Raw genomic sequence first — 19,441 nt, 5'->3', positions numbered from 1 at the left:
CCTGCTACTTTTAGAGTTCCATATAGACCTCAAAGGAGAAAAAAATACCTTTGAGGTCTTGCTAACAACTTAATTTTATTACAAAATGAGAAGGAAAGCTAAATTGAGGAAAATCACTTCTCCTTTCCGTAAGCAAGAAGCGCTTCGGCAATAGCCAAATCTTCGCTGGTAGTAATTTTGAGATTGGTGCGGTTTCCTTCTACAAGTTCTACGGCAAAATTGGCGGAAGCCGCAACCGAAGCATCATCAGTAAACGCAATATTGTAACTGGCCTGATATGCCTTTTTAATAAGATCTGTTTTAAAACACTGGGGCGTTTGCACAGCCACCAGCTCGTGGCGCGGTATGGGAATGCTGGTGCTGCCTTTTATCTTTCTAATGCTGTCTATCACCGGAAGTACGGGAATGGCAGCACCGAATTTTTCTGCGGCTTCCATGCATTTTGAAATCGTGCTTTGCGAAACCAGCGGGCGAACTGCATCGTGTATGGCAACAATCTCAACATCGGGAGCTAGCGCTTCAAGGCCGTTTCGCACCGAGTGGAAACGCTCTTCTCCGCCGAGTACTACAGTATGGTTAAGCTTAAAATTATGCGTTTTTGTCAGCTCTTCCCATTGATCTATCAGGCCCGGAAAAAGCACTAGAATAAATTGCATCTCGGAATCGAAACGCGCAAAAGCTTCAAATGTGTGAAAAATGACAGGCTTACCGGCAAGAGGCAAAAACTGCTTGGCAATCTTAGAGTTCATGCGGGTGCCAGTGCCACCCGCCACTATGATTACTGCTCTTTTTGGCATTTAGATAGTGTATATCGATATATTGAAGTGTCTAGGTCAGAAAGTTCGATAGCAAGGCGCACGTAGTTTTGAATACCAAGGAATTGAACTTTGTCAATGACTGTTTTCAAGACAAGTGCAACGCAGATAGCGGGCTTTATGGACAGACACTAGATGATGAGCATTGCATCGCCATAGGCCAAAAAGCGGTATTTTTCTTTAATGGCTTCTTTATAGGCTTTTATAACATGATCGTAACCGCCAAATGCCGCAACTTGCATAAGCAAAGTGCTCTCGGGCATGTGAAAGTTTGAAACCATGGCATCTGCAATTTCAAAATCGTAAGGAGGAAAAATGAATTTATTTGTCCATCCTGCATAAGGTTTTAGGCGACCATCTGTAGAAACTGATGTCTCTACCGCACGCATAGCCGTAGTGCCCACCACACATACCTTACCTTTGGCATCTTTGGTTCGGTTTACAATTTTGGCAGCAGCATCTTTAATTTCCATCTGCTCGCTGTCCATTTTATGCTTTGTAAGGTCTTCTACCTCAACAGGTCTGAAAGTTCCCAAACCGATATGGAGGGTTACTTCTGAAAAACTAACTCCCTTAAGCTCAAGGCGCTTCATCAGCTCGCGGCTAAAGTGTAGTCCGGCAGTAGGAACTGCTACCGCACCTTCTTCTTTGGCAAAAATCGTTTGAAAACGTTCGTCATCAATCGCTTCTACCTTTCGGTCAATATATTTGGGTATTGGGGTTTCGCCCAATCGGGTAATCGTTTTTTTGAAGTCTTCGTACTCACCGTCAAAAAGGAAACGGAGGGTTCGCCCACGGGAAGTAGTATTGTCTATTACTTCTGCTACGAGATCATCGTTTTCACCAAAGTAAAGTTTGTTACCAATTCTGATTTTTCGAGCCGGATCAACTAAAACATCCCATAAAAGGCTTTCGCGGTTGAGCTCACGAAGTAGAAATACCTCGATTTTAGCACCTGTTTTTTCTTTATTTCCATAAAGGCGGGCAGGGAAAACCTTGGTATTATTCATCACAAAAGTATCCTTGTCATCAAAGTAATTTATGATGTCTTTAAATGTTTTGTGTTCTATCTTACCGGTTTTGCGGTGTAGCACCATCATTCTGCTCTCATCGCGGTTATTGGCCGGATATTTTGCAATTAATTCTGGTGGTAAATTGAATTTAAACTTCGAAAGCTTCATTCAAGGCGTGTTTTTAGTGTCCAAAAAGCGGGTGCAAATGTAGTTAATATGTTTTAGAATTGACAGACAAGAATTATCTTATCCTTTTTCTCCTTCTAAAAGCTCCTGAAAGGCAATAGGATCTATTGCATTATCCAGATTGAAATGACCAATTGCATCTCGCCTCAATTCAGATAAATAAGCTCCCGTTTTTAGCTTTTCACCCAAATCGCGTGCAATAGATCGGATATAAGTGCCTTTTGAGCAAATAATCGAAAACCGAACCAATGGAAGTTCACTGCAATCCACGTCAAAAGTTTTAATTTCGACCGTATTTGCTTTAAGGATAACCTCTTCTCCTTTTCTCGCCGACTCGTAAGCCCGCTTTCCATCCACTTTCTTTGCCGAAAAAATGGGCGGCACCTGCTCCTGTTTTCCGGTGAGTTCTGCCACAGCAGCTTCTACATCTTGAGTAGTAATATGATCTGTAGAAGTTTTATTTTCTACCTCACTTTCCAGGTCGTATGAGGCTGTTGTAGCTCCAATGGTAAAAGTTCCTGAGTAGGATTTCTCTTCGAGAGTGAGCTCCGTAATTTTCTTGGTAAACCGTCCTGTACAAATAATTAATAATCCCGTAGCCAAGGGATCGAGCGTACCGGCGTGGCCTACTTTTATCTTCTTTAAGTTAAACTTTTTACGAATGGAATACCTGATTTTTTTTACGGCATCAAAAGATGTCCATTCCAGAGGTTTATCGATTAAAAGAAGCTGTCCTTCCAGAAAGTCTTCGGCAGATAATTGGGCGTAATCTTTTTTCAAATGCTTTATAATATTCCGTAAATCAAGGCAATAAGACCTATTGCAAAACAGTAATAGGCAAAGTAATCGAGCTTAGAGCGTTTTACAATTTTAATCATCCAGCTACAGGCAAAAAGTCCGGCAATAAAGGCGGCAACAAAACCCGCAAGCAGGCTGTAATTGTCAATTGATCTATCGGGCTGTACCTCGATAAAATCTTTAAAATCGAGTATCATGGCGCCAAAAATAACGGGCAATACCATAAGAAACGAAAATTTTGCGGCCCTCTCGCGGCTTACCCCTGCCAGTAGCGCAACAGAAATGGTAGATCCAGATCTGGAAACACCCGGCAAAACAGCTACAGCCTGAGCAACACCGATAAGCAATGCCCGCTTAAAGGTGAGTTTTCCATCTTTCTGAATAGGAATACGCGTAGTACTATAAAGAAGAATCGCTGTGAAAATCAAAGCCGCTCCAACCAAAATTATATTTCCTGTAAAGAGCGATTCTATTTCCTTTCTAAAAAGCATACCGATGATAAAAACCGGAATCATGCTGACCAGAATAAACGCCGCAAACTTGGTCTCGGCATTCCATTCAAACTTGAAAAGTCCTTTGAAAATATCTGCTATTTCATTTCTGAAAACCACAACTGTACTTAGTGCAGTAGCACCGTGAAGCACAATGGTGAAAAGCATACTCTCCTCGGCTATTCCTTCCTGACCGAATATAACTTTCGCAAGTTCGAGGTGTCCGCTGCTACTTACCGGCAAAAACTCGGTCAGTCCCTGAATAATTCCAAGGATAATTGCTTCTAAAATACTCATTTTGAATTAGGCTGCAGAAGATTTTCGTTCTTTATGAAGAATCGCATAAAAAATAATCCCGTAGCCAATAAGCGAAACAATTGGTGCGAGGGTTATTCTTCTAAAGCTAAATATCTCTTCATTAAAAACCATTGGGTCCTCACTCCCTCCGCCCAACATTAAAAGAAAACCGATGATAACGACTGCTATTCCAATAATCATAAACTTATAATTGCCTTTGCTCAAAGCAAAAGTTTCTTCTTTTGGCGTATCGGGTGATTTTTGATCTAATGTTGACATGGCTTTCTATTAGTAAATTTTACGCGCATCCATTCTCAAATAACGGCGCACTGCAAATAAAGTTGATAATCCGGATATAATGATACCAAGAAGAGCTACAAGTCCAAAAAGTTTAACAAACATTAAAATGTCGGTGAACTCAAAAAACTCGGGAATTTCCATTCGCACAGCGTAAAGAACGCCAAGAATTAAAAGTATTGCGATGAAACTGGCGTACAATCCCTGCATAATACCTGCAAAGATAAACGGCCGTTGAATAAACCCGCGTGTGGCTCCAACGAGCTGCATACTTCTAATTATAAACCGCTTAGAGTAAATGGTTAAGCGAATTGTATTGTTAATTAAAGCAATTGCAATAAGAAGCAAAAGCGCGCTAAATCCCAAAAGCACCAACCCGATCTTATTCACATTCTGGTTAATTTGCTTAATCAGATTTGGGCTGTAAACCACTTCGGCCACAGCCTCGCGATTTTCTATTCCCTCCACAATATTCTCTATACTGTCGGGATGAGCATAATCGGCATTTAGGCGCAAATCTATCGCTGCCTGCAGTGGATTATAGCCCAAAAACGAAATAAAATCTTCGCCCAGGTCTTCAGTTAATTGTTTTGCAGCCTCTTCTTTGCTCACATAAGTTGTGCTGCGGGTAAAAGTTTCAGCGTCTATTTCTTTTTTTAATCTGATTACATCGGCCTCTTTTACATCTTCATCAAGAAAAACCTGAATCTGGATGTTTTCCTTAACTGTATCTGATAATTTCCTGGCATTCAACACCAAAACACTTAATATGCCGAGCATAAAAAGCACCAACGAAATGCCTATTACCGTTGATATTGCGCTTGATCGCGCTCGTTTTCTCGCGTATTTGTCGGGACTTGCTGCCATATTTTGCGGCTAAATTAGAAATAATTAAGCGTTGATGGAATAAGTTTTGAAAACCTTTCAGCGAATAGATTATCTGGTATGAACATTGAAAAAGGTAACTTTGCGGCTTCAAAACGATCAGAATGAACTACAATTTCAGAGAAATTGAAGCCAAATGGCATAAAAAGTGGGCCGAAGAAGGCACATATAAAGTAACCGAAGACGGTGATAAAGAAAAATTCTATGTCTTGGACATGTTTCCTTATCCCTCCGGCGCCGGCCTTCATGTAGGTCATCCACTTGGTTATATTGCCTCTGACGTAATTGCGCGTTACAAAACACATTTAGGCTACAATGTATTGCACCCAATGGGTTACGATTCTTTTGGCCTTCCGGCTGAACAGTATGCCATTCAAACCGGTCAGCACCCGGCCATTACCACCGAAGAAAATATTTCCAGATATCGTCAACAACTTGAAAAACTGGGCTTTAATTACGACTGGTCACGCGAGGTTCGTACCAGTAGCCCTGAATACTACAAATGGACACAGTGGATTTTTATACAATTGTACAATAGCTGGTACAACGAAAAAACCAACAAGGCAGAGTCAATAGATGCGTTGGTTAAAGCATTCGAAACAAACGGATCTTATGCTGTAGATGCGGCCATTGAAAAAGAATGGTACAAAACTTTAGACTTATCGCAATTTGCCTTTGGCGAGTATTTTGCCGGTGAGTTTACAGCTACCGACTGGGAAGTAATGAATGATGAGCAACGCGAGCTAATCTTAGCGCATTATCGTCTTGCATTTCTTTCGGATACATGGGTAAACTGGTGCGAGGAGCTGGGAACGGTCTTGGCAAACGACGAGATTAAAGACGGATTAAGCGAGCGCGGCGGACACCCCGTAGAGCAGCGCCTTATGAAACAGTGGAGCCTGCGCATTACCGCTTACGCGGATAGATTGATCAATGATTTAGAAAAACTCGATTGGCCTGATTCAATAAAAGAAATTCAGAGAAACTGGATTGGAAAATCCCGCGGCGCCTCGGTAAGCTTTACCTTAGAAAATTACAATGATAAGATCGAGGTTTTTACCACCCGTCCCGATACCATTTTTGGAGTTACTTTTATGGTTTTGGCTCCGGAGCATCCATTGGTTGCTAAAATCACAACTGCCAATAATAAAGATGAAATTAATGCCTATGTAAAACAGGCAATGGCGCGCAGTGAGCGCGATCGGCAAAGTGATGTAAAAACTGTTACGGGTGCTTTTACCGGCGCTTACGCAAAACATCCATTTTCTGGCGATTTAATTCCGGTTTGGATTGCTGATTATGTTTTGGCAGGTTATGGCACTGGTGCAATTATGGCAGTTCCATCGGGCGATCAGCGCGATTTACATTTTGCCGGCACTTTCGATCTGCCTGTTGTTAATATTTTCGAAGGTATAGAATTAACAAAAGAAGCCTACAGCGAAAAGACAGGAAAACTTCAAAATTCTGGTTTTCTAAGCGGTATGACTGTAGAAAAGGCCACCGAAGAAGTTATTCGCGAACTGGAAGCAAAAGGTATCGGCTACGGAAAAACAAATTACCGTCTGCGAGATGCTATATTTTCGCGGCAGCGTTATTGGGGAGAGCCCTTTCCTGTTTACTATGAGAATGGAAAGCCCAAGCTTTTAAGCGAAAGTGAATTGCCACTTACCTTACCAAAAGTTGATAAATATTTGCCCACCGAATCAGGTGAGCCGCCACTGGCAAGAGCGCGACGCGAAGACTGGCCGATTTTTAAGGGCGACGCCATGGAGTGTAATACAATGCCTGGATGGGCAGGATCGTCCTGGTACTTTCTGCGCTATATGGATCCCAATAACAAAAATGCTTTAGTAGCTCCTGAAAAAGTAGATTACTGGGGTGCCGTAGATCTATATATGGGAGGTGCCGAGCACGCCACGGGTCACTTGCTCTACTCTCGTTTCTGGACGAAGTTTTTAAGCGATCGCGGGGTAATTCCTTTTGACGAGCCTTTTAAGAAAATGGTAAATCAGGGAATGATCCTGGGCAGATCGAGCATAGTTTATCGTTTGGAGCTTAACTCTTATATGATTCCCGGGCTTGATGATGATCCAAATCTCCCATCGCCAAAAAGCTTTCCAGAGATCTTTGTGACCAGGGAAATATATCTCGACTGGGAAAAAGACCAAAAGGTAAACGAGTTTAAATACAACGTAGAGCATCGTCTTGGCACACTGCTCCACGAATTGCTCCCGGAGGAGTTTCAAATGGATTTGTCAAACACCTTTTGGGAATACACATTTTCGGCCTTGCACGTAGATGTGAGTATAGTGCACAACGATGAGCTTGATATTCCCGCTTTTCGCAAGTGGCGGATAGATTATGAAGATGCCGTATTCATTTTAAATGAAAACGAAAAGTACAAGTGTGGGCACGAGATTGAAAAAATGTCAAAGCGGTGGTTTAACGTAGTTACTCCCGATTCGCTTTGCGAGGAATACGGTGCAGATACTTTGCGGATGTACGAAATGTTTCTTGGGCCGGTTGAGCAGTCAAAACCGTGGGACACACAGGGAATAAGCGGAGTGCACAACTTTTTACGGAAGTTCTGGCGACTCTTTTACAATGAGAAAGGCGAATTTGACGTAAGTGAAGGTCAGGCATCAAAAGCGGCAATGAAAACGCTTCATAAAACGATTAAGAAAATCACCGAAGATTTGGAACGGCTGTCATGGAATACAGTAGTAAGTGCCTGCATGATAGCTGTTAACGAGCTAATTACAGAGAAATGCAACAACAAAAAGGTGCTTGAAACCATGCTGATTCTGGTTTCGCCTTACGCTCCGCATTTTGCCGAGGAACTATGGGAAAAACTCGGGAACAGCACGTCCATAAGCAAGGCTCCATGGCCAAAATATGATGAAGCATGGCTAAAAGATTCTGAGTTTGACTATCCGGTATCTTTCAATGGAAAAATGCGTTTTAAGTTGTCGCTATCAACCGAATTATCTAAAGAAGAAGTAGAAAAGGCAGTTCTGGAAACAGAAGATGCTGCCAAATATTTGGAAGGAAAGTCGCCAAAAAAAGTAATCGTTGTGCCTAAGAGAATTGTAAATATTGTGGTTTAATTTTGTGGAAACACAATAAACTACGGTATGAATACGTCTTTTAATCGATGCCAAATACTGACATAAAAGAGGTTTTTATAATTTGGAACGGATTTTGGGAACAAGGGTACTATGAATAAGATCTTTTTAATTTCAATTCTGTTGATTTCGACCTTTGCAGCGTTTGGGCAAAAGACCCCTCAGGTAGCAAGCCTTGATACCCTTCCAGTTATTGAGTTGGCAACTGTTCAAAACGAAGCCTTCACAGCCGGCGAATACCTGAAGTTTGTTTTGCATTATGGTATTATAGATGCGGGCGAAGCTGAACTTACCGTAAATCATGCAGGGAAAAAATATATGGGTCGGTCGGCGTATCATATTGTTGGAACCGGAAAAACCCTTGGTGCTTTTAATTGGTTTTTTAAAGTTCGTGATCGATACGAGACCTTTCTCGACGCGCAGGGAATTTTTCCATGGCAGTTTGTGCGCGACATCCGCGAAGGCGGTTATGAAAAGAAACAGGAATACGCATTCTATCAGCACAAAGCGGCAGTAAAAACCAATAAAGGAAAGACCTATAAAATTCCACCATTTTCGCAAGATATGCTCTCGTCGTTTTATTACGCCCGAACTTTTGACTTTTCAAATGCCCAATACGGACAAGTTTATACAATCCCTACTTTTGTTGATGATGAGGAGTATCCCTTACAAATTAAATTTATTGGTAGAGAAGAGGTGAAGGTAAGATCAGGAACATATAAATGTTTAAAATTTGTTCCCGTGGTTCAGGAAGGTCGTATCTTTAAAGAAGAAGAAGACATGACTGTTTGGATTACAGACGATAAGAACAAAATTTTGATTTTGGCGCAGGCCAAAGTTTTGGTGGGAAGCATTAAAATGGAGCTTGTAGATTATAAGAATCTCGCCAATCCAATTTCAATAGTCAGCAATTAACGGTTTCAATTTTTACCTTCGTGAAATATGAGATCCCTTAAACTACGATTTTCATACTTCTCATTCTTGCCTATACTTCTTGTTTTGGGTTGCACCCCAGATGAAAACACGGATTTAGAATACAGTGATATAGAGCAGTCAATTGAAGTAGAAGAGATTGCCGAAAGGTACGGCATTCCTGAAGCATCGTTTAAAATTTACGATGGCATTATCAAAAAAAATCAGTTTCTCGCTGATATTTTATTGGGATACGGTGTGCCTTATGGCAGCATTGCATCTTTAGAAAATGTTGCTAAAGACGTTTACGATGTTCGCAAATTGCGCCAAGGCGATCCATATGCGATGTTTTGCACAAAAGACAGTACAGAATCTGCCTGCTACTTTGTGGTAGAGACCAGTCCCGACACCTATGTGGTTTATCAACTCAATGATTCCATAGCGGCATATATTGGTAAAAAGCCCGTTGTAACAAAAATCAGAGAAGTCGGCGGAGTGATTAACAGCTCTCTTTCTCAAACAATTGCAGAAAACGATTTAAGCCCTACGCTAGCAAATAAGCTAAGCGATATTTATGCATGGACCGTAGATTTTTATCGTATTCAAAGAGGCGATTATTTTAAGGTAATCTTTGAAGAAATCTATGTAGATGGCCAGAGCATTGGTATAGGCCATGTGCTTGCCGCAGAATTTGTACACCGCGATGAGGCATTTTACAGCTATCGTTTTGTGCAGGATAGCGTAGCCAACTTTTTTGATCAGAATGGCGAGAGTTTACGCAAGGCATTTTTGAAAGCACCGCTTAAGTTTTCGCGTATTTCTTCTAAATACACCATGAAGCGTTACCATCCTGTACAGAAAAGATGGAAAGCACACCTTGGTACAGATTACGCTGCACCTCCCGGCACACCCATTATGGCGACAGGAGATGGCACTGTAATAGCTTCTGCTTACAGCAAATACAATGGCAATTACGTGAAAATTAAACACAATAGTACTTACACAACCCAATACCTGCATATGAGCAAGCGCAAGGTTAAAGTTGGCCAGCGAATTCGTCAGGGAGATGTTATTGGTTTGGTAGGTTCTACCGGTTTAGCTACAGGGCCGCACGTGTGCTATCGCTTTTGGAAAAACGGAAATCAGGTAGATCCTTACAAACAAGATTTGCCACCCAGCGAGCCAATTGAATCAAAGTATAAAGACGCGTTTAAATTAGCTATGGATACGCTGGCACCCTTGCTTGAGCGAATTCATATTGAAAGAGAGGATGTTTGATGGTTTATAAACTCCTTTCGGATAATGCGCCAAAACGTTTCAATCGAGTCTCATTATTGTAATCCTTTGGTAAAATACTCGTACTGCATACCTTTTACTTTTACTCCTAATAACAAATCAATAGACATACCTTTGAAAGTAATTTAAAGACGATGTATAACATAGTTGATTGTACGGTATTAAAGGAGGAAACAGACTTTAACGTAACTGCTTCTATTAACAGTTTAGGGGGCAGTTTGGAGCTGGAATGTAAAATCCCTATTGATAGAAAAATTGCGCTGGAATTGCTCTCTACCACACGTAAAAATCTCGTTGGCAACCGGTTTTATAAATCAGGAGAGAAGATCGAAATACCATTGCAGCAGCATAATGCTGATTCATTTACGCTCGAAATATCAGATGAAAATGGGAATGCCATTACCCGGTACCGCATTATGCGGTCGTACTGTTGATTCAATCTTTACATCCTATTCATTTTAATTCTTATCAAATCAGACCGGAAAAGGTCAGATTTCGGAAGATTCATTTACCTTGTGCCATTCTGTTAAAAATTATGTCTTATATGAAGATTTCTAAAATCCTATTGGCAGCAGCTCTGGCACTGACCTGTATAACAACCTCTGCTCAAAAAGATAAAAAGTTAGTAGATAAAACTGTTACACGTCAGGGAGTAGAAGCAGCTATATCGTTTATCGCATCAGATGAGCTCCGCGGTCGCCAAACCCCTTCGCCCGGACTGGATATTGCAGCTAAATATCTCTCTACATCGCTTTTTGCGGCAGGCGCATTGACTGTCCCGGGAATTGACACGTATTTTCAGGAGGTAAAAATGGTGTCATCTTCTCCACCGAGCAAAGGCCTATTTGCAACAAGAGACTCTTCCTATTCTGTTGATAATGAGCTGATATATATTGGCGGAAGCTCAGTAAATATTGAAGCCCCGGTAGTATATGCAGGATATGGAAATGAAGACGATTTCTCCGATTTAGATGTAAAAGGAAAGATTGTGGTATTACAAGCCGGTCAGAAAACGGATCGGGGAGCCATGTCAGCTTTTAAATCGGGTGCGACAAAAGTTGCGCTGGCGAATGAAAAAGGTGCGCTTGCCGTTATTGAACTTTTTAATTCGCCCCAGCCAAACTGGAAAATATTGAGATATTATCTCAGCAATACGAAAGTAGCACTCGATTATGGGGAGCAGGACGATGAATCCATTCCTCATATTTGGCTCGAGGATGTGAACAATAATAGAAGACCGTATTTTGAATCATATGTGGGAAATGCCTCATTAACGATAGCCGGAAATGAAATAAAAAAATTCACAACCAAAAATGTAATTGGATATGTGGAAGGAACAGATTCAAAACTCAAAGATGAATTTGTAATTTATTCAGCGCATTACGATCATGTGGGCGTGGGTGAACCCGATTTAGATGGAGACAGCATTTTTAACGGTACGCGTGACAATGCAATAGGAACGGCTACAGTGCTCAAAGCGGCTGAAAATATTGCAAAATATCCGCTAAAGCGCAGCTCAATTTTTATCTTCTTTACCGGCGAGGAAAAAGGATTGCTCGGTAGTGAATGGTATGTCGATCATCCATTAGTGCCCTTAGAGCAGGTGGTGTATTGCTTTAACAGCGATAATGGCGGTTATAATGATACTTCAGCCGCTACAATTATCGGTATAGAGCGCACTACTGCAGAATCTGTATTGAGAAAAGCATGTGAGGCCTATGGATTGCAAGCAACAAAAGATCCGGTGCCAGAACAGAATCTCTATGACCGGTCTGATCAGGTGAGCTTTGCCAAAGTGGGCATTCCAGCACTAATGTACGGTATGGGAATTACCGATTTTGGAGAAGAAATAACGCGATACTATCACAAACAAGCTGATAATCCCAACTCTGTTGATTATGATTATCTCTATAAATTTACCAAGGCTTATGTGCTGGCCTGCCGCCTGGTGGGCAATATGCCCGAAAGACCTTATTGGATAAAAGGAGATAAATATTATGATGCTGGTCAAAGTCTGTATGGGAAATAAGTCTTTTAAAGGATGATTTTTTTGTAAAAACGCGAAAAGGAACCGTTGAATAATTCCCTAGTACAACAGCCCAAACAGCCATATCGGAATTTTATTCCCAAACCCAATCTCAATATTATCACTGGCCAGAAAAGCATCGTCAAGTCCTTTAATTTGGCTTTTACCTTTATTCTTGCCGCCCACCTCAAAGGTGTATTGATTATTTACAAGAAAGTCGCTTATTTTACTTGTGTTTACCTGGTTTGCTCCACTCAACTGGTTTAAGAAAAAGGTCTCCCTGATGTTTCCCTCTTCATTCGCCTGGTCTCCAAGGGCAACCATCAAATTGGTATTCTCGAGGTAAATTTTATCGGGCTTTACAAGGTAGTTGTTTCCCTTGGCGCTCGTTTTCAAATTAATTATCAGATTGGCTTTTTCCAGATAGTCTAAATATTGCAAGGTAGATGACCGTGAGGTTGTATCTATCTTTTCGGAAAGCTTTGTGATATTGGGCTGGAAAGGCACGGAAGTCGCTATTACATATAGCAACTTCTTAAGCTTGAGAATGGTCTGATATTCTGCTCTGTAAACCGACGTGACATCAGTCTCTAATATCAAGTTCACAATATTGTTTAGCTTTTGATGATATGAATTTTTTCCCTCTTTATAAAATGGGTAATAGCCCATTTTGAGGTATTGCTTAAACTCCGGTAATATTTTTAGCTCTGCAGTTATCTCGGTAGCAATTTGGTGATGATTGACGAGTATATCGCTCAAATCCAAAGGAGCGAGGTCAGCTTTTTTTTCAAAGGTGAGGTACTCCCTAAAAGAGAGCCCTTTCAATTCGTAGCTTACAGCTCGTCGGCTCAAATCTGCATCACCTTTATAAATTTCAAGCATCGAAGAACCGGTAAAGACCACCTTCAAATCTTGATAGTTGTCATAAATATTTTTGAGCTCTAATGACCAATTCGAATACTTGTGCACCTCATCAATGAATAGATGTTTTCCTCCATTTTTGTAAAACTCTTCCGCCAAATCAACCAAGCTATGCGCTTGAAAATAAATATCATCAAGACTGACGTATAATACTGTTGCGTCTATTTTAAAATTCTCTTTAATATGTTGTAGTATGAGTGTTGTTTTACCAACTCCTCTCGCTCCTTTTATAGCAATCAGCCTATCGCCCCAGTCAATGCTGTGTAGTAAATACCTCTTAAAACTTAAGGACGTATTACGCAATCGGATGGCAAATCGCTCTATTAATTTTTCCATAAGTGTATTTCTAAAAATACAAATATACGAATTATTGTATTAATAATAATACATTAACAGATTTTTATGCGTTTTTCAAAATACGATGGTATGCAATAAACGTATTTCCAAAAATACGCTATGCGGCGCTAATCGTATTATAATAAATATGTTTTATAGAAACTGAGATATGCCTGCATTTAATAATCCGCCAGGTTTTCCAAAGCACGATATTATTTTGACATTTCAAGAATCGCATCATATTCCAAAACTCTGATACGGTCAGCTTCAGTCTTCGCTTCTGCACTCATTGCCTCAGCAATATGCGAAACATGAATGGGATGATACTTTTTGAGTGAGCCAAAAAGAAGCGGCGAAAATATTTTTCCTAAAACTATACCAACCCTTTCTCCAAAGCGGCTTTCTTCACGCGGGCCCAGCAATAATGATGGATGAAAAATGATTAATTCATTAAACCCCAGCTCGCGTATGGCTGCTTCCATCTCGCCTTTAACCTGATTATAAAAAACCTTTGATTTTGCATCGGCACCCATAGCAGAAATAACAGAAAATTGGCGAATACCATTCTTCTTTGCAGCTTTTGCTAAATCAACAACATACTGAAAATCAACCTTATAAAAAGCTTCTTTAGAGCCGGCTTTTTTCATTGTTGTACCCAAACAGCAGAATACTACATCCGCCCCTTCAGTTGCACTTTCAAGTTTACTTTCCAAATCAAAATCAACTACTTTCCAGGTTGTTTTTGCCGAATTCTGTTTGGGTTTTCGCGTAAGTGCTACAACCGCATTAAATGCAGAATCATTCTCTAATTCGGTAATCAGATAACCGCCAATAAGACCTGTTGCTCCTGCTACTACTGCTTTCAATTTCCGTCCGGGTTTAGTGGTTCAATCCAGTCGCCGTGTAATTTAATTAACTCGATAAGCTCATCAACGGCGTGTTCTGATGATACGTTTCGCTTTACGACATCTTTTTCTTTATAGAGGGTTATTTTTCCGACACCAGTACCAACATAGCCATAATCGGCATCGGCCATTTCGCCGGGGCCATTTACAATGCAACCCATAATACCGATTTTCAACCCTTTTAAATGATCAGTTCGCGAGCGGATTTTTGCGGTTGTTTCCTGCAAATCGAAAAGTGTTCGTCCACAAGAAGGGCAAGAAATATACTCAGTCTTACTAATGCGTGTACGTGTAGCCTGAAGGATTCCGAAAGTCAAAGCATTTTGCGCCTTGAGCTCCATAACATTTGATTTGAGCCAGATTCCATCGCTCAAGCCATCTATAAGCAAGGCGCCAAAGTCTGTGGCAGAATACAACTGTAGCTCCTCTTTATTCAGCTTATTGTACTTTCGGTAAATCATGACAGGAATACGACATTCAGCATTCATCAATTCCATAAAAACGCGTCGCAAAGCTGCGACTGCATGAGTGTTTTGAGTTGATAATACCAAAACTGAATGCTGCGTTTGTTTCAGCTTATCGATAAATCCATCGTTGTATATTTCAGTGTCTTCTGCTTGGATAAAATTGAGTTTTTGGCTCAACTCGCCTTCTTTCTCAAACTCCGCTTTTGTGATTAGCGGATAATAACGCGGCTTAGCAGGATCTTTTTTCCAATAGTCAGCATTGGCAATGATGCCCAAAGTACCCGGTATTTGAAAATCGACTTCATTATTGCCGACAAAAATAAAATCAGTTGCCTGATCAGTAATATTCCACTTATCGAGTGGAATGCTATAATTATAGCCAAATGCAAAAAGCGATGCCGGCTTAATCGTTTCTCGTTCTGAAAGGTCGCCAATAATGCGTGGCACTTCTCCTTTTCCGATATTAAGAATTACATCCGTTTCACGGCGGTTAAATTCAAAAGGATTTATAGGGTTGTGAATAATTTCTGGAATCGGATCATGATCTCCGCGCTCGGCATACCGTTTCACCAACATTTCAGCAACCGGAATTTCTGCTTCCGGCTCTTCGGTTAGCGAAACGCGCACAGTATCGCCAATTCCATCTTCCAAAAGAGTTCCGATTCCAACTGCAGATTTCACACGTCCATCTTCGCCTTCACCTGCCTCGGTTACACCTAAATGAAGCGGGTAATTCATATCTTCGCGCATCATGTAAACCATCAACAAGCGATAAGCCTCCACCATAATCTTGCAATTACTGGCCTTCATGCTAAGCACTATGTCGTGGTAATCATGATCGCGACAAATACGCAAGAATTCCATAGCCGATTCAACCATTCCCTGCGGCGTATCGCCATAGCGGCTCATAATGCGGTCGCTCAGCGAACCGTGGTTTGTCCCAATTCGCATCGCAGCGCCATTTTGCTTACAAAGCAGCACAAGTGGAGTAAATCGTTTGCGGATTCGCTCTAATTCCGAATTGTAAGTCTCATCGGTATATTCAATGTTTTCAAACTTCTTCTTATCGGCGTAGTTTCCGGGATTTACCCGCACTTTTTCAACTATTCCGGCTGCGATTTCGGCAGCATTTGGTGTAAAGTGGATATCTGCAACGAGCGGAGTGGCGTATCCTGCAGCACGAATTCCATCTTTGATGGGGCCGAGATTTATTGCGTCGTTTTTTGTCGGCGCAGTAATTCGCACAATTTCACAACCGGCTTCAATCATCCTGATAGATTGATCGATAGTTTTTTGTGTGTCCATGGTATCGGTTGTGGTCATGGACTGTATGCGAATGGGATTGTCGCCACCAATGCCGATATTTCCCACTTTAACTTCGCGGGTCTTAAATCGGTGATAGGTAATCAGGCTGGTGGTATATTTTTTATCGTCAGAGATGGCCGTTGACATAAGAATACGCATTTTTGGAAGTACGAAGGTAACGCTTTCGGTGGATGATTGTTGTTTTCGTAATGAATTGCCAACTTACAATCGGCAAATTGAGAGATGGGGTAGGTTTAATAAGCAATTACTTGCTGCGCTGCGTGAGGTCGCTTCGCTTAGTTGGCAATGAGCAATAGGCAATGAGCAATAGGCAATGAGCAATGGGCAATTTTCAATAACGATCTTAATTACTACTTAAATCCTTCCAATTAGATTCTAATTTTTATTATACCGTGAGGTAAACTCCCTTCCTGCATCCGACGAGGCTTTTCGCCGAGAGGAATGCACGAGGGCAGCAATGAGCAATAGGCAATTTAAATTTAGGGTAGATTGCGCAGTCGCCGAGCTTTAGCTTGGGGACATTTCGTCCGGAGTCTCGCTGGGTTATTTGGTCGAAAAATTGGTATTGAAAGTAACTCTTGGATTAAGTAAATATGTCATTATGCATCCTAACAAATTTTAATCAACGTGAGCCCGGCGGGACGCCGGAATAATAAAGCCTCGCGAGACGCGAGCCTTGGCAACTACTCGCTCATATAATCAACTGCTTCTGTCGTTTCAATTTTCCCTTTCGGTGAAGGGCGTTCAGATATAAAGCTGCCAGAATCAAAACCGTTCCGGCATAGAAACCCCAGGTCATTTTTTCGCTGCTGCCAAAAATGAAAAAAGCTAGAATAATTCCGTAAACCGGCTCGAGATTTACCGTGAGTGAGACAGTAAAAGGGCTTATTTCTTCCATTACTTTTACGCTTACCACAAATGCAAAAGCGGTTGCAACTGTTCCCAGAATAGCTATCCAAAACCAATCCATTGGCGGAAGCTGAAACAAACTGACATTAAGCTTGCCTTGTATAAATAACCAAACGGTGATACCCAGCGCACCTGCCATCATTTCTACCAAACTGATGCGATATGGGTTGTCTTTTTGTATCAACTTTCCATTGATGGTGGTGAATAGCGAGGCAAGTAATGCGGCTGTCAGGGCCAGAATAATTCCGAGTTTATACTCTGTTTCGAAACTAAAAATAAGCAGTAGACCACTAACAACCAGCGAGCCAAAAAACAGCTCGTATTTGTCTACACGTCTTTTGAAAAATATGGGTTCGAGAATGGCCGTAAAAAGCGATGAAGCACTAAGGCAGGCCAGCGTTACAGATACATTCGATTGCTTAATGGCTTCGAAAAAAGTAACCCAGTGCGCGGCAATGATAATTCCCACCATACTGTAAATGAGCGCATTTACTGAAAGATTTTTTTTGATTTTACCGGTAGCGTATACAAAAACCGCAATAGCTACGCTGGCAATAATCATGCGCCACCATACCAGAATGTCTGAACTCGTTTCTATTAGCCGTCCCAAAATTCCGGTAAAACCGAAAATAAAAACAATGAGGTGAAGCAGGAATAAATTACCGAATCTCGACTGTTTCATCTTCCTCTTTATGACCCAGATCTGTAACACCACCAGAAACAATGAATTTCATTACCTCGGCTGTATTTGCCGAAATTGGAGTTACATTTTCGATTGGAACGATATATAAATTTCCAGAAAAATTGTAGCTATGTGGCAGATAAACAGCTATTTTTCCTTGCGGAAGATTTAGCATACTCAAGTCGTCATTGGTTACAAACCCCAGCTTTTCGATATTGCTGCTGCGGCTCATTTTTACCAATACGGGTCGCGAGAAACTTTTTTTTTGTCCCACGAAAGCCGAAAGAAGATCTGATATGGCGGTATAAATCGTCTTAACCAAAGGCACTCTGTCAAGCATCTTATTAGCCCTGCGGCGAATAGGTTGTGAAATGAAAGACGACCCGAGATAGCCGAGAACAGTAATACCAAGCAACAAAGTGAGCAGACCCAAACCGGGTATGGCTATGGGAATGAGCCGGTCGAGGAAAATAAAAAGGCTGTAAATTACGTAGATAATTACCGTAATGGGAACTACCAATAGAAGGCCACTAAAAAAGTAGCCCAATATGCGTTTATAAATGAATTTTTGGTCTAACATAAGACCGCAAAATTAACGCATTATATTTAGTTCGTCACGAAGTTTTTTGGTTAAACTTTTAACGATCAAATCATATGAATTATCTATCAATTCAATCAAGAGATGGTGCGGAACGCTTCCATCGCAGAGCACCCCATTCCAATGGGTTTTACTCATATGGTAAGCCCCGGAAATACCGTGGGGATACTCTTCGCGTAGCTCAATAGCTCTTTCGGGGTCGCACTTTGCAGAAAATCCGGTAAAGTCATCAATGTTACATATCGTGAACATCTTTCCCATCACTTTAAAAACCAATGCAGAAGGGCCAAAAGGCAGCGATTCTTCTACTCCTTTTTTGGCAAGACAATAGGCCCTAAATTCTTCTATATTCATTCTTTTTCAATTTTGTATAGTACCGGTTTGCTCGGCGATGCATCGTTTTCGAATGAGACAATCTGGAGGTTCAAGAGATAAGTTCCGTCGGCTACCGAATCAGGCACATAAATAAATTCAGTGATTGTACATTCCAGATCATCGGGGCGGTTTCCATGCCAAAAAGCGCGGTGGGCAAGCAGCTTTCTGCCATCTTCTTCACGATCTACAGATGGTAAGTCGGTGAGCAAGTGTTTTATTCCTTTTGCCCGCATAAAATTTAGCGCTCCCGGTTCAAAATAAACCGGATTTGTATTGGAATAATTTTTTGAAAGCTTTTCGTCTGTGTTTGGTACTGATCTGATTATGAGCGCTTCGCATTTTCTATCTCCAATTGCCAAATCCACATCTGCCTGTGTGATGATTCGGTCGCCGTGTTTTTTAAACTCTTCTTCCCTTCCGGTAAATGGCTTTGGCGCGATGGTAAGTAGCTCTGCTAAAAAGAAAAACTTATTCAACGTTCTATTAATCGAAATGATCTCATTATCAATATGCCCCACTGTTTCGGTATGGGTACCATGTCCATGCGGATTAAAAGCGATATTCCTAAAATTTACTGCTCCTCCTTTGGCTACACTTCCAGTAAATCGATCTGTCATTACCGGCTCAATGGTCATTTTATCTACATACCAGGCACGCGGCCCATCTGGGTGAAGCGGAATAGAGATATCTATCGGTTTGGAAAGATCAGTACTATATGATTCTCCGAAGGTTTCGATGCTTGCAATCATGCGATAAAATTAAAATATTTATGACTTCAGAT

Annotated in this window: 18 protein-coding genes; 5 read left to right on the top strand and 13 right to left on the bottom strand. The window is 41.2% G+C overall.

The features are described 5' to 3' along the window. Positions 1-113 precede the first annotated feature (113 nt). From G3O08_RS13820 to G3O08_RS13795, 6 genes are all read right to left on the bottom strand, one after another. Positions 114-797, bottom strand: coding sequence for a 2-C-methyl-D-erythritol 4-phosphate cytidylyltransferase (locus tag G3O08_RS13820; RefSeq protein WP_163285974.1), 684 nt, complete (start codon positions 795-797; stop codon positions 114-116). Positions 798-946: 149 nt separating this feature from the next. Continuing rightward, entirely contained in the window at positions 947-1,996 is a 1,050-nt protein-coding gene (gene queA, locus G3O08_RS13815) for a tRNA preQ1(34) S-adenosylmethionine ribosyltransferase-isomerase QueA (RefSeq protein ID WP_163285973.1), read from the bottom strand. 78 nt (positions 1,997-2,074) lie between these two features. Next, positions 2,075-2,794, bottom strand: coding sequence for a tRNA pseudouridine(55) synthase TruB (gene truB / locus G3O08_RS13810; protein ID WP_163285972.1), 720 nt, complete (start codon positions 2,792-2,794; stop codon positions 2,075-2,077). Between the two features lie 5 nt (positions 2,795-2,799). Beyond that, a complete protein-coding gene (locus G3O08_RS13805) occupies positions 2,800-3,600 on the bottom strand; it encodes an undecaprenyl-diphosphate phosphatase (RefSeq protein ID WP_163285971.1) in 801 nt (266 codons plus the stop codon). Positions 3,601-3,606: 6 nt separating this feature from the next. Then, the gene (locus G3O08_RS13800) at positions 3,607-3,879 is read right to left on the bottom strand and encodes a DUF3098 domain-containing protein (protein WP_163285970.1); all 273 of its coding nucleotides are present in this window, start codon (positions 3,877-3,879) and stop codon (positions 3,607-3,609) included. Positions 3,880-3,888: 9 nt separating this feature from the next. Next, positions 3,889-4,764, bottom strand: a complete 876-nt coding sequence (locus G3O08_RS13795) for a cell division protein FtsX (protein WP_163285969.1) — start codon at positions 4,762-4,764, stop codon at positions 3,889-3,891. 122 nt (positions 4,765-4,886) lie between these two features. Between G3O08_RS13795 and G3O08_RS13790 the strand changes: the two genes are divergently transcribed. The 5 genes from G3O08_RS13790 (at position 4,887) to G3O08_RS13770 (ending at position 12,144) form a co-directional block, all read left to right on the top strand. Next, complete coding sequence (locus G3O08_RS13790) at positions 4,887-7,889, top strand: leucine--tRNA ligase (RefSeq protein WP_163285968.1); 3,003 nt, start codon at positions 4,887-4,889, stop codon at positions 7,887-7,889. A 111-nt stretch (positions 7,890-8,000) separates the two neighbouring features. Then, positions 8,001-8,822: a DUF3108 domain-containing protein gene (locus G3O08_RS13785; protein ID WP_163285967.1), complete on the top strand. Its 822-nt coding sequence runs from the start codon at positions 8,001-8,003 to the stop codon at positions 8,820-8,822. 27 nt (positions 8,823-8,849) lie between these two features. Next, positions 8,850-10,097, top strand: a complete 1,248-nt coding sequence (locus G3O08_RS13780) for a M23 family metallopeptidase (protein WP_163285966.1) — start codon at positions 8,850-8,852, stop codon at positions 10,095-10,097. A gap of 152 nt (positions 10,098-10,249) precedes the next feature. Continuing rightward, positions 10,250-10,549 (top strand): hypothetical protein, encoded by a 300-nt coding sequence (locus G3O08_RS13775; RefSeq protein WP_163285965.1) that lies wholly within the window; start codon positions 10,250-10,252, stop codon positions 10,547-10,549. Between the two features lie 110 nt (positions 10,550-10,659). After that, the gene (locus G3O08_RS13770) at positions 10,660-12,144 is read left to right on the top strand and encodes a M28 family peptidase (RefSeq protein WP_163285964.1); all 1,485 of its coding nucleotides are present in this window, start codon (positions 10,660-10,662) and stop codon (positions 12,142-12,144) included. 57 nt (positions 12,145-12,201) lie between these two features. Here the strand turns inward: G3O08_RS13770 and G3O08_RS13765 are convergent, their stop codons facing one another. From G3O08_RS13765 to G3O08_RS13735, 7 genes are all read right to left on the bottom strand, one after another. Then, positions 12,202-13,398, bottom strand: coding sequence for an ATP-binding protein (locus G3O08_RS13765; protein ID WP_163285963.1), 1,197 nt, complete (start codon positions 13,396-13,398; stop codon positions 12,202-12,204). Between the two features lie 212 nt (positions 13,399-13,610). Continuing rightward, entirely contained in the window at positions 13,611-14,264 is a 654-nt protein-coding gene (locus G3O08_RS13760) for an oxidoreductase (RefSeq protein WP_163285962.1), read from the bottom strand. Beyond that, positions 14,261-16,222, bottom strand: a complete 1,962-nt coding sequence (gene ispG, locus G3O08_RS13755; RefSeq protein ID WP_163285961.1) for a (E)-4-hydroxy-3-methylbut-2-enyl-diphosphate synthase — start codon at positions 16,220-16,222, stop codon at positions 14,261-14,263. Before ispG ends, G3O08_RS13760 begins: the two co-directional genes overlap by 4 nt. Before the next feature lie 565 nt (positions 16,223-16,787). Beyond that, positions 16,788-17,687 carry a DMT family transporter gene (locus G3O08_RS13750; RefSeq protein ID WP_163285960.1) on the bottom strand — a complete coding sequence of 300 codons (900 nt, stop codon included), beginning with the start codon at positions 17,685-17,687 and terminating at the stop codon, positions 16,788-16,790. Next, complete coding sequence (locus G3O08_RS13745; protein ID WP_163285959.1) at positions 17,665-18,267, bottom strand: DUF502 domain-containing protein; 603 nt, start codon at positions 18,265-18,267, stop codon at positions 17,665-17,667. Before G3O08_RS13745 ends, G3O08_RS13750 begins: the two co-directional genes overlap by 23 nt. A gap of 12 nt (positions 18,268-18,279) precedes the next feature. Then, complete coding sequence (locus G3O08_RS13740) at positions 18,280-18,639, bottom strand: MmcQ/YjbR family DNA-binding protein (RefSeq protein ID WP_163285958.1); 360 nt, start codon at positions 18,637-18,639, stop codon at positions 18,280-18,282. Next, positions 18,636-19,409 (bottom strand): cyclase family protein, encoded by a 774-nt coding sequence (locus tag G3O08_RS13735; protein ID WP_163285957.1) that lies wholly within the window; start codon positions 19,407-19,409, stop codon positions 18,636-18,638. Before G3O08_RS13735 ends, G3O08_RS13740 begins: the two co-directional genes overlap by 4 nt. Positions 19,410-19,441 lie beyond the last annotated feature (32 nt).

The sequence above is a fragment of the Cryomorpha ignava genome (assembly GCF_010686655.1).
Classification (GTDB): Bacteria; Bacteroidota; Bacteroidia; order Flavobacteriales_D; family Cryomorphaceae; genus Cryomorpha; species Cryomorpha ignava.
This window is presented reverse-complemented; position numbering and strand designations above follow the sequence as displayed.

Excerpts from the sequence above, each read along its gene's own strand:
- G3O08_RS13820 (WP_163285974.1), bottom strand. The coding sequence starts at position 797 with ATGCCAAAAAGAGCAGTAATCATAGTGGCGGGTGGCACTGGCACCCGC.
- queA (WP_163285973.1), bottom strand. The coding sequence starts at position 1,996 with ATGAAGCTTTCGAAGTTTAAATTCAATTTACCACCAGAATTAATTGCA.
- G3O08_RS13805 (WP_163285971.1), bottom strand. The coding sequence starts at position 3,600 with ATGAGTATTTTAGAAGCAATTATCCTTGGAATTATTCAGGGACTGACC.
- G3O08_RS13800 (WP_163285970.1), bottom strand. The coding sequence starts at position 3,879 with ATGTCAACATTAGATCAAAAATCACCCGATACGCCAAAAGAAGAAACT.
- G3O08_RS13795 (WP_163285969.1), bottom strand. The coding sequence starts at position 4,764 with ATGGCAGCAAGTCCCGACAAATACGCGAGAAAACGAGCGCGATCAAGC.
- G3O08_RS13790 (WP_163285968.1), top strand. The coding sequence starts at position 4,887 with ATGAACTACAATTTCAGAGAAATTGAAGCCAAATGGCATAAAAAGTGG.
- G3O08_RS13785 (WP_163285967.1), top strand. The coding sequence starts at position 8,001 with ATGAATAAGATCTTTTTAATTTCAATTCTGTTGATTTCGACCTTTGCA.
- G3O08_RS13780 (WP_163285966.1), top strand. The coding sequence starts at position 8,850 with ATGAGATCCCTTAAACTACGATTTTCATACTTCTCATTCTTGCCTATA.
- G3O08_RS13775 (WP_163285965.1), top strand. The coding sequence starts at position 10,250 with ATGTATAACATAGTTGATTGTACGGTATTAAAGGAGGAAACAGACTTT.
- G3O08_RS13770 (WP_163285964.1), top strand. The coding sequence starts at position 10,660 with ATGAAGATTTCTAAAATCCTATTGGCAGCAGCTCTGGCACTGACCTGT.
- G3O08_RS13765 (WP_163285963.1), bottom strand. The coding sequence starts at position 13,398 with ATGGAAAAATTAATAGAGCGATTTGCCATCCGATTGCGTAATACGTCC.
- ispG (WP_163285961.1), bottom strand. The coding sequence starts at position 16,222 with ATGTCAACGGCCATCTCTGACGATAAAAAATATACCACCAGCCTGATT.
- G3O08_RS13750 (WP_163285960.1), bottom strand. The coding sequence starts at position 17,687 with ATGAAACAGTCGAGATTCGGTAATTTATTCCTGCTTCACCTCATTGTT.
- G3O08_RS13745 (WP_163285959.1), bottom strand. The coding sequence starts at position 18,267 with ATGTTAGACCAAAAATTCATTTATAAACGCATATTGGGCTACTTTTTT.
- G3O08_RS13740 (WP_163285958.1), bottom strand. The coding sequence starts at position 18,639 with ATGAATATAGAAGAATTTAGGGCCTATTGTCTTGCCAAAAAAGGAGTA.
- G3O08_RS13735 (WP_163285957.1), bottom strand. The coding sequence starts at position 19,409 with ATGATTGCAAGCATCGAAACCTTCGGAGAATCATATAGTACTGATCTT.